Origin of the sequence: Paraburkholderia sp., assembly GCF_035656215.1 — a bacterium.
Classification (GTDB): domain Bacteria; phylum Pseudomonadota; class Gammaproteobacteria; order Burkholderiales; family Burkholderiaceae; genus Paraburkholderia.
The window spans coordinates 1-10,512 of sequence record NZ_DASRSY010000279.1 but is presented as its reverse complement, the minus strand read 5'-3'; the positions used below and the strand labels follow the sequence as shown (position 1 = coordinate 10,512).

The 10,512-nt window shown below is 64.4% G+C and carries 8 protein-coding genes; all 8 read left to right on the top strand.

The annotated features are described in order from the left end of the window. A partial coding sequence (locus VFE81_RS15700; protein ID WP_325045475.1) for a potassium-transporting ATPase subunit KdpA occupies positions 1–240 on the top strand: 240 nt, incomplete at its 5' end. A 68-nt stretch (positions 241–308) separates the two neighbouring features. Next, a complete protein-coding gene (gene kdpB, locus VFE81_RS15695; protein WP_325045474.1) occupies positions 309–2,393 on the top strand; it encodes a potassium-transporting ATPase subunit KdpB in 2,085 nt (694 codons plus the stop codon). A 30-nt stretch (positions 2,394–2,423) separates the two neighbouring features. After that, on the top strand, positions 2,424–3,002 hold the full coding sequence (gene kdpC, locus VFE81_RS15690) for a potassium-transporting ATPase subunit KdpC (protein WP_325045473.1): 579 nt from the start codon (positions 2,424–2,426) through the stop codon (positions 3,000–3,002). A gap of 252 nt (positions 3,003–3,254) precedes the next feature. Further along, the gene (locus VFE81_RS15685) at positions 3,255–6,089 is read left to right on the top strand and encodes a DUF4118 domain-containing protein (protein WP_325045472.1); all 2,835 of its coding nucleotides are present in this window, start codon (positions 3,255–3,257) and stop codon (positions 6,087–6,089) included. Then, on the top strand, positions 6,082–6,780 hold the full coding sequence (gene kdpE, locus VFE81_RS15680; protein WP_325045471.1) for a two-component system response regulator KdpE: 699 nt from the start codon (positions 6,082–6,084) through the stop codon (positions 6,778–6,780). The genes VFE81_RS15685 and kdpE overlap by 8 nt, the downstream gene beginning before the upstream one ends. An 88-nt stretch (positions 6,781–6,868) precedes the next feature. Next, a complete protein-coding gene (gene sugE / locus VFE81_RS15675) occupies positions 6,869–7,189 on the top strand; it encodes a quaternary ammonium compound efflux SMR transporter SugE (protein ID WP_325045470.1) in 321 nt (106 codons plus the stop codon). Positions 7,190–7,438: 249 nt separating this feature from the next. Beyond that, positions 7,439–8,050 carry a DUF4126 domain-containing protein gene (locus tag VFE81_RS15670; RefSeq protein ID WP_325045469.1) on the top strand — a complete coding sequence of 204 codons (612 nt, stop codon included), beginning with the start codon at positions 7,439–7,441 and terminating at the stop codon, positions 8,048–8,050. Next, on the top strand, positions 8,047–10,512 hold a 2,466-nt coding region (locus VFE81_RS15665), incomplete at its 3' end, for an ABC transporter permease (RefSeq protein ID WP_414695602.1). The genes VFE81_RS15670 and VFE81_RS15665, both read left to right, overlap by 4 nt.

Sequence of the window (10,512 nt, the reverse complement as noted above, 5' to 3'; positions counted from 1 at the left end):
TGGCTCACGGCGATTGCGATGTGGTTCGGCCGCTTCGGCACGATCATCCCGGTGCTGGCGATCGCCGGTTCGCTGGCATCGAAGAAGCGCATCGGTGTGACTGGCGGCACGTTGCCGACGCACGGCCCGCTGTTCGTCGTGCTGCTGCTCGGCACGGTGCTGCTGGTTGGCGCGCTGACTTATGTGCCCGCGCTCGCGCTCGGACCTGGTGTCGAACATCTGATGATGGGCGCCCATTGAGGCCGCCCGTTGAGATGACACCAGCGACCAACGAGTGAACACGCGCAAACGGGAAATTCGAGGATTCAATGACTGAACATAATGCAACCAGGTCCATGTTCGACCCGGCGCTGGTGCGCCCGGCGATCGTGGACTCCTTCAAAAAGCTCACGCCGCGCACGCAGTTCCGTAATCCGGTGATGTTCTGCGTGTACGTCGGCAGTATTCTGACGACCATTCTCTGGATCGCTGCGCTCGGCGGCCAGGCCGAGGCGCCCGCGGGTTTCATTCTCGCGGTCACCTTGTGGCTGTGGTTCACGGTGCTGTTCGCGAACTTCGCGGAGGCGCTCGCCGAAGGCCGTTCCAAGGCCCAGGCAGCGTCGCTGCGCAGCGCGAAGAAAGACGTGATGGCCAAGAAGCTCAACGAGCCGCATCCGAAGTCGCCGATTCGCGTTTTGACGGCGTCCGATCTGCGTAAAGGCGACGTCGTGCTGGTCGAAACCGGCGACGTGATTCCGGCCGACGGCGAAGTGATCGACGGCGTTGCGTCGGTCGACGAATCGGCGATCACGGGCGAATCCGCACCGGTGATCCGCGAATCGGGCGGCGATTTTTCGTCGGTGACGGGCGGCACGCGCGTGCTGTCGGACTGGATCGTCGTGCGCGTCACGGCTAATCCGGGCGAAGCCTTCCTCGACCGCATGATCGCGATGGTCGAAGGCGCCAAGCGTCAAAAGACGCCGAACGAAATCGCACTGACGATTCTGCTGGTCGCGCTGACTATCGTGATGTTGCTGGCGACTGCCACGCTGCTGCCGTTCTCGATGTTTTCGGTCGAAGCTGCAAAAGCCGGTCACGTGGTGACGATTACCGCGCTGGTCGCGCTGCTGGTGTGTCTGATTCCGACCACCATCGGCGGGTTGTTGTCGGCGATCGGTGTGGCCGGCATGAGCCGGATGATGCAGGCGAATGTGATTGCCACCTCGGGCCGCGCAGTGGAAGCGGCTGGCGACGTCGACGTGCTGTTGCTCGACAAGACCGGCACGATCACGCTCGGTAACCGCCAGGCATCGCAGTTCGTGCCGGCGCCAGGCTTGACCGAAGAAGCGCTGGCGGACGCCGCTCAGCTTTCGTCGCTCGCCGACGAAACGCCGGAAGGTCGCAGCATCGTTGTGCTGGCCAAGCAGCGTTTCAACATCCGTCAACGCGATATGGCCTCGCTGAAGGCGGAGTTCCTCGCCTTCACGGCGCAAACGCGGATGAGCGGTGTCGATCTGCCTGGCCGTGAAATCCGCAAGGGCGCGTCCGACGCGGTGAAGAACTACGTCGAAGCGAATGGCGGGCGTTTCCCGAACGAAGTCAGCACCGCGGTCGCCGAAGTCGCGCGTCGCGGCAGCACGCCGCTGGTGGTCGCCGAGAAAGGCGAGCAGGGCGCACGCGTGCTCGGCGTGATCGAACTGAAGGACGTGGTGAAGGGCGGCATCAAGGAGCGCTTCGCCGAACTGCGCAAGATGGGTATCAAGACCATCATGGTGACGGGCGACAACCGGCTGACGGCAGCGGCGATCGCTGCAGAAGCAGGCGTCGACGATTTTCTCGCCGAAGCCACACCGGAGGCGAAGCTCGCCACGATTCGCGCGCACCAGGCCGAAGGACGTCTGGTCGCAATGACCGGCGACGGCACCAACGACGCTCCGGCGCTCGCGCAGGCCGACGTCGCGGTGGCAATGAATACCGGCACGCAGGCGGCGAAGGAAGCCGGCAACATGGTCGACCTCGATTCGAATCCGACCAAGCTGATCGAGATTGTCGAGATCGGCAAGCAGATGCTGATGACGCGCGGCTCGCTCACTACGTTCTCGATTGCGAACGACGTCGCCAAGTATTTCGCGATCATCCCGGCTGCGTTCGCGACCACCTATCCGGCACTGAACGCGCTGAACGTGATGCATCTGGCCACGCCGGCCTCCGCCATCATGTCGGCGGTGATTTTCAATGCGCTGATCATCGTGCTGCTGATTCCGCTGGCACTCAAAGGCGTGAAGTACCGGGCGCTGGGCGCGGCAATCCTGCTGCGCCGTAATTTGCTGGTCTACGGTCTGGGCGGGATCATCGTGCCGTTCATTGGCATCAAGCTGATCGATATGGTGCTGGCCGCATTCGGCTGGGTTTGAGAAGCGGCAGCTTAAGAGGAGTTACCCATCATGAAAAATCTGTTCCGTCCGTTGATCGTGATTTTCGCGGTATTGACCGCCGTCACCGGACTCGCTTATCCCGCCGTGATGACCGCCGTCGGTCAGGCGGCCTTCCATGATCAGGCCAACGGCAGCCTGCTCGAGCAGGACGGCAAGGTGGTCGGTTCGAAGCTGATCGGCCAGCAGTTCGACGCGCCGCAGTACTTCTGGGGCCGTCTGTCGGCCACCAGCCCAATGCCGTACAACCCGCAGAGCTCGGGCGGTTCGAACCTCGGGCCGACCAACCCAGCGCTGCTCGATGAGGTCAAAGGCCGCATCGACGCGTTGAAGGCTGCCGGCACGGATATGTCGCAGCCGGTGCCGGTCGATCTGGTGACGTCCTCGGGTAGCGGTCTCGATCCCGAGATCAGCCCGGCTGCCGCTGCGTATCAGATCGAACGCGTCGCCAAAGCGCGCAAGCTCGCTACGAACGATGTGCAAGCGCTGGTCGATCGCTATACGAGCGGCCGTCAGTTCGGCATTCTGGGGGAGCCGCGCGTGAACGTGCTGCAACTGAACCTGGCACTGGATGAGATGAAACACGGTTGAGCGTGACTCGACGTCGATAAGCGTCGCTCAGCGCAGTTGAGCACCGTGGTTTGAAGAGGCGGCGCCCATGCGGTGCCGCCTTCGCCATTTGTTCGTGGCTCCGCAGTTGCAGCGGCTCGCCAGGGTGCCCGATGTATCGCGGTGCACCCTGCAACCGGCAACTGGCGTGACCGCCACTGCCATTTGCGGCGCGGCCGCTGCCGTGCCACCATGCATGCACTATCGCTCGCCTTACTATGAAAACCATTGAGCATGAACCGCCCCGATCCTGACGAACTGCTCGACAAGCTGCAACGCGACGAAGAGAAACGTCAGCGGGGCAGGCTGAAGATTTTCTTCGGCGCGTCGGCGGGCGTCGGCAAGACCTATGCGATGTTGCAGGCCGCGCGGCGCCGTGCCGATGAAGGCGCGGACGTGGTGGTCGGCATTGCCGAAACGCATGGCCGTAGCGAAACCGCTGCGCTGCTCGACGGTCTCGACGTGCTGCCTCTCGCGCATATCGAGTATCGCGGACGCAAGCTCGGCGAGTTCGATCTCGACGCCGCGCTCGCCCGCAAGCCGCAACTGATTCTCGTCGACGAACTCGCGCATTCGAACGTGCAGGGCGCACGGCATCTGAAGCGCTGGCAGGACGTGTACGAACTGCTCGATGCGGGCATCGACGTCTACACCACGGTCAACGTCCAGCACCTCGAAAGCCTGAACGACGTGGTCGGCCAGATCACCGGCATTCGCGTCTGGGAGACGGTGCCCGACCGCGTGTTCGATCGTGCCGACGAAGTCACGCTAGTCGACTTGCCCGCGGAGGAACTGCTCGACCGGATGCGCGACGGCAAGGTGTATTTGCCGCAGCAGGCCGAGCGCGCGGTGCGCAACTTCTTTCGCAAGGGCAATCTGATCGCGTTGCGCGAGTTGGCATTGCGCCGTACCGCCGATCGGGTCGACGCGCAGATGCGGGAATATCGCGCCGATCGTTCGATCCAGCGGATCTGGCAGGCGCGTGAGCGCTTGCTGGTATGCATCGGCCCCGGCCCGGAAGCGCCGATGCTGGTGCGCGCGGCCGCACGCCTCGCCGCCAGCCTGAAAGCCGACTGGATCGCCGTCTATGTGGAAACGCCCGCGTTGCAGCGCTTGCCCGACGCGCGCCGCGAACGCACGCTGAATGCCTTGAAGCTTGCTGCCGAACTCGGCGCCGAAACCGCGACGCTCGCGGGCACCGATGCGGTCGCCGCACTGATCGGTTATGCACAGGCTCGCAACGTCTCGAAGCTGGTGGCCGGTGCGTCGGCGCGCACCGGTGTCCAGCGCTGGCTGCGCCGGCCGCTTGGCGAGCGCATCGCCGAACGCGCGGGCGATCTCGATCTCACGCTGATTCGCGCGTCGTCCGAACGTGATGGCGGTGAGCAGCGCCGCTTGCTGAATACCACGGCGAATGCGTGGCGCGAGGCGCTGAGCACGGCGCGCGAACGCCGTTCGCCGCCGCGCGCCTACGGCATCGCGCTGGCGATTTGCGCGGCGATTACGCTGCTGTCGAGCCAACTGATCGATCATATCGATCTGACCAACCTCGTCATGCTGTACCTGCTTGGCGTGATCTTCACGGCCGTGAAGCTGGGGCGCGGACCGGGCGTCGTGCTGTCGTTCATGAGCGTGGCCGCGTTCGATTTCTTCTTCGTGCCGCCGCGCATGTCGCTGTCGGTGTCCGATACGCAGTATCTGCTGACCTTCATCGGTATGCTGCTGACGTCGCTCGTTATCAGCCATCTCACGTCGAGTTTGCGCCGCGAGGCGAGCGTGGCGCGGCGGCGCGAGCAACGCACCGGCGCGATGTACGCGATGGCGCGTGAGCTCGCTGCCGCGCTCACCACCGAGCAGATCGTCGGCATCGGCAGCCGGCATGTGAGCGAAGTGTTCGGCGCGCGCGTCGCGGTTCTGTTGCCGGACAGCGCCGATCAGGTGAAGCAGAAGATCGAGGACCCCGACGCGGCGATCACGCTCGAAGGCGAGATGCTCGATATCGATGTCGGTCAGTGGGTCTACGATCAACAGAAGCCGGCCGGGCAAGGCACGGATACGCTGCCGGCCGCCGCCGCGCTATACCTGCCGCTGAAGGCGCCGATGCGCACGCGTGGTGTGCTCGCGGTCGTGATGCGCGATGAGCGCGAGCTGGATGTGCCCGAGCAGCAACGCATGCTCGACGCATTCGCCGCGCAAATCGCGCTGGCTCTGGAGCGGGTGCACTACGTCGACATTGCGCGTGACGCGCTCGTCAACATGGAGTCGGAGCGTTTGCGCAATTCGCTGCTGTCCGCGATTTCGCACGACCTGCGCACGCCGTTGACCACGATCGTCGGCTTCTCGTCGATGCTGGCGCAATCGCGTGAGGCGCATCCCGGTGCGCAACCCGGCGACGATCTCGTCGAAGCGATCCACGAAGAAGCGCTGCGCATGACCGGCATCGTCACCAATCTGCTCGACATGGCGCGCTTGCAGGCAGGCAGCCTGCAACTGAACCAGCAGTGGACGCTGCTCGAAGAAACGGTGGGCGCCGCGCTGCGCGCATGCAAACGCGTGCTGGCGAATCATCCGGTGCAGGTGAAGCTGCCCGCGGATTTGCCGCTGCTGCACCTCGATGCCGTGCTGATGGAGCGGCTCTTTTCGAATCTGTTCGAGAACGCGGCCAAATACACCGCGCCGGACACGCCGTTGACGATCGGCGCGCAACGTCTCGACGCCGACGGCAAGTCGTTCGTACGCGTCGCGGTCGACGACAACGGACCCGGTCTGCCGGTCGGCATGGAGGCGCGTGTGTTCGAGAAATTCACACGCGGCGAGAAAGAGTCGGCCAAACCGGGCATCGGCCTCGGCCTCGCAATCTGCCGCGCAATCGTGGAAGCGCACGGCGGTACAATCGGCGCGCTCAATCGCATGTCCGCGGACGGCCGCCTCGAAGGCGCGCGCTTCTGGTTCACGCTGCCGGTGGAAACACCGCCCGAAGCACCGGACGCGCTGGAAGACGAAGGCGCCGACGCGTTGCCCGACCTCGATTTAACGCCTAACCCGCTTTCCAAGCCCAGCCATGAGTGACCCGAGCATCACTGTCGTCCTGATTGAAGACGAAAAGCAGATTCGCCGCTTCGTGCGAACCGCGCTGGAACGCGAGGGCATCGTCGTGCACGATGCCGAGACCGGCAAGCAAGGTCTTGTCGAAGCCGCGACGCGCAAACCCGATCTCGTCATCGTCGATCTCGGCCTGCCCGACACGGACGGTCTCGACGTGATTCGCGAGTTGCGCGGCTGGAGCGAATTGCCGGTCATCGTGCTGTCGGCCCGGACCCAGGAAACCGAGAAAGTCGCCGCGCTCGATGCCGGCGCGGACGATTACCTCACCAAGCCGTTCGGCGTCTCCGAATTGCTGGCGCGGATCCGCGCGCATATGCGACGCCGGAATCAAGGTGGTGCGAATGAATCGCCGGTGGTGCGCTTCGGCGCGGTGACGGTCGATCTGGCGTTGCGCCAGGTGAGCCGCGACGGCGCCGCGATCCATCTCACACCGATCGAATATCGCCTGCTCGCGACGCTGGTACGCCACGCCGGCCGCGTGCTGACGCACCGGCAATTGCTGCGCGATGTATGGGGGCCATCGCATGTCGAGAGCCACCATTATCTGCGTATCTATATGGCACATCTGCGCGGCAAACTGGAGCGCGATCCGGCGCAGCCGGAGCATATCGTCACGGAAACGGGCGTGGGATACCGGCTGGTTGGCACGGTTTGACGCTATTTTGGTATAATTACAGTTCGTAAGGACGACCTTGCGCATCTGCTCGAACGGGGACGGCCCCATCTGACCATGGAGTTGTCTCATGTCCTGGATTCTTCTGCTGATTGCCGGTTTGCTTGAAGTCGCGTGGGCGGCCGGTCTCAAAACCTCTGACGGTTTCACCCGGCTCTGGCCGTCCGTGTTCACGATCGTAACCGCGCTCGGCAGCTTTGTGCTGCTCGCCATGGCCATGCGCCAGTTGCCGCTCGGCACGGCCTACGCCGTGTGGACGGGGATCGGCGCAGTGGGCGCGTTTATCTTCGGCATCGTCATGATGGGCGAGGCTTTGACGGCCGCGCGGGTGGCGAGTGCGGCGCTGATTGTGATCGGATTGATCGGTTTGAAGCTGTCGTCGGGGCATTAAGCCGTTGCTGCCGGGCCCGGCTATCGTGTCCGCATGCGCTCAAACCGCACGCAATTAGAGCCCGCCATTTGTTAGCCGCTCTGCGTTCTGCGAATTAACGTGGCTATAATGGGATTGAATCCAACCTGAAATTGCCCGCGTCCTATTTGGCGCGGCCGGCTTGGCGCGGGTCTGACGACTTCGGTGCGGCGGTTCCCTTTCCTTTGCCCGTCGAAGCGCCCGGCACGCACAGCGCGCCCGGAGGCGGCCATGCTTGAATCACTTTCGCTTGCTGCGGGCCTCTCGTGGGGCAGCGGTCTGCGCCTCTATCTGACAGTCCTGCTGGCCGGGGTGTTTGCACGTCTCGGCTTCATTCATCTCCCTGATACGCTGTCCGCACTGTCGTCGCCATGGGTGATCGGCGTAGCCGGCGTGCTGACGGTCACTGAATTTCTCGCCGACAAAATCCCCGCGTTCGATTCCTTATGGGACGCGATCCATACCTTTATCCGCATTCCCGCCGGTGCGGTACTGGCAGCCGGCGCGCTCGGCCATGCCGATCCTGCGCTGCTGACGGTCGCGGCACTCGCGGGCGGCACGTTGGCCGGCACCGCGCATCTGGCTAAAGCGGGCACGCGCGCGCTGATCAACCTGTCGCCGGAACCGGTGTCCAATGTCGTGACCTCGACTGCTGAAGACGGTCTCGTATTTGGCGGCATGCTGCTCGCGCTGTTCGTGCCCGTTCTGTTCCTGGTGTTGATGGTGGGTTTCCTGATGCTGGCCGGCTGGGCGTTGCCGCGGCTGTGGCGCGGTGTGCAGGGCGGTTTTCGCGGGATGGCGACGCACATGGTGTCGCGCTTTGCCAGGAGCAGGCACGATTGAGCGATACGGGACGAGGTGTGACGGCGCGTGCCGATGCAGCGCGCCGGTTGGGCGGTAGGGATCTGTTGCGCCAGGCGATCCGCATGACGGCGCGCGACTGGCGCGCCGGCGAACTGACGATGCTGCTGCTGGCGCTGGTACTGGCCGTCGCGGCGTTGTCGAGTGTCGGCTTTCTGGCTGACCGCTTGCATCAGGGACTCGAGCGCGATGCGCGGCGCATGATCGCCGCCGATTTCATCGTTCGCGCCGATCATCCGGTCGATCCGCAGTTCGCGCAGCAAGCCAGGGCGCTCGGTCTGAATACTGCCACCACGGCGATCTTCCCCAGCATGATCAACTCGACCGGCGCAGAGCCGGTCTCGCGGCTGGCTGCCATCAAGGCGGTGTCGCCCGGTTATCCGTTGCGCGGCGCATTGCGGATTGCTTCGGCGCCAGGCGCGGCGGACCATCCCACACAATCGATTCCGGCGCCGGGCACAGTATGGGTCGACCAGGCACTGCTCGATGCATTGAAGCTGCATGTCGGCGACGCCGTGAAGGTAGGGAATCGCAGCCTCACGATCGGTGCGATCATCACCCGCGAACTCGACCGCGGTTTCTCGTTCATCAATTTTTCGCCGCGTTTGATGCTGCGTGCCGACGATGTCCAATCGACCGGCCTCATCACCTTCGGTAGCCGCGTGACTTACCGGTTGCTGGTGGCGGGCGCGGATGCCTCCGTGGCGCGCTTCGCCCAATTCGCGCATGACAAGGTGGACGGCGGCAAGATGCGCGGCGTCGCGCTCGAGTCCTTGCAGGACGGGCAGCCGCAAGTGCGCCAGACGCTCGACCGCGCGAGTCACTTCCTCACGCTGGTCTCGCTGCTCACCGCGTTGCTCGCGGCGGTGGCGATCGCGATGGCCGCGCATCGGTATATGCGCCGACATCTGGACGGCTGCGCGGCGATGCGCTGTCTTGGTGTCAGCCAGGTCACGCTGCGCACACTGTTCACGCTTGAATTCGTGGGGCTGGGTTTGATCGGCGGCGCGCTCGGTGTGGCGCTCGGTTATCTGGGGCACCTGGCGTTGCTGACGTGGCTCGGCAGTCTGATCGACGTCGCGTTACCGTATCCAACCGCGTGGCCCGCGCTCGAAGGGATCGCCGCCGGTCTCGTGCTGTTGCTCGGTTTCGCGTTACCGCCGCTATTGCCGCTGACGCGCGTGCCGCCGGTGCGCGTGCTGCGTCGCGAATGGGGCGAAGCGGGGCGCACCGCCTGGGCCGCCTACGCGCTCGGCATTGTGCTCTTTGCTGCACTCCTGATCGTCGCAGCGGGCGAGTTGAAGCTCGGTGGCATCGTGGCGGGCGGCTTCGCCGGTGGACTGCTGGTGTTCGCGTGCATCGCGCGGCTGTCGTTGTGGGGCGCGTCGCGTCTCGTGCGCAGCGAGCGCGTGAATGCGGGCATTGGCTGGCGCTACGCGTTGGCATCGCTGGAGCGGCGCAGCGGTGCGAGTGCGTTGCAGATCACTGCGCTAGGCATCGGCCTGATGTGCCTGTTGCTGATCGCGATGACGCGCAACGACCTGGTGGCCGGCTGGCGCAAATCGACGCCGCCCGATGCGCCGAACGAATTCATCATCGACATCCAGCCCGACCAGCGCGACGCCGTCACGCACTATCTGAGCACACACGGCGTGCCCGACACGGTGCTCTCGCCGATGGTGCGCGGTCGGCTGATCGCCATCAACGGCAAACCGGTCAATCCGGATTCGTTCAAGGGTGACGATGCGAAGCGGCTCGTCGATCGCGAATTCAATCTGTCGTACACGACCGAGCTGCCCGACGACAATCGCCTCTCTGCCGGCACATGGTATGGCGACACGAAGACGCCGCAGATTTCAATAGAGCAGGGGCTCGCGAAGCTGATCAATGTGAAGCCCGGCGATACGCTGCGCTTCGACGTGACGGGCTTGCAAATCGACGCGCCGGTGACGAGTGTGCGCAAGCTCGACTGGGGCTCGTTCAAGGTCAACTTTTTCGTGTTGATGCCGCCGGCCGCATTGCAGGATTTTCCCGCGACGTTCATCACGAGCTTCCATTTACCGTCGGAAAAGCAATCGACCATCGACGGGCTGATCGCCGCCTATCCGAACCTCACGGCAATCGACACCGGTCCGATTCTGGCGCAGGTGCAGCGCGTGTTGCAGCAGGTGATCGGCGCGGTGCAATTCCTGTTCGCGTTCACGCTTGCGGCCGGTGTGCTGGTGCTCTACGCGGCGCTGGCCGGCACCCGCGATGAGCGTATGCGAGAATCCGCGCTGCTGCGCGCGCTGGGGGCCTCGCATCGCCAGGTGCGCGCGGTGCAGATTGCCGAATTCGTGGCGGTTGGCGCGTTGGCGGGTTTGATGGCGGCGCTCGGTGCGCAGGTAATCGGCTGGCAACTGGCGACGCGCGTGTTCGAGTTTTATCTGACCTTCGATCCGTGG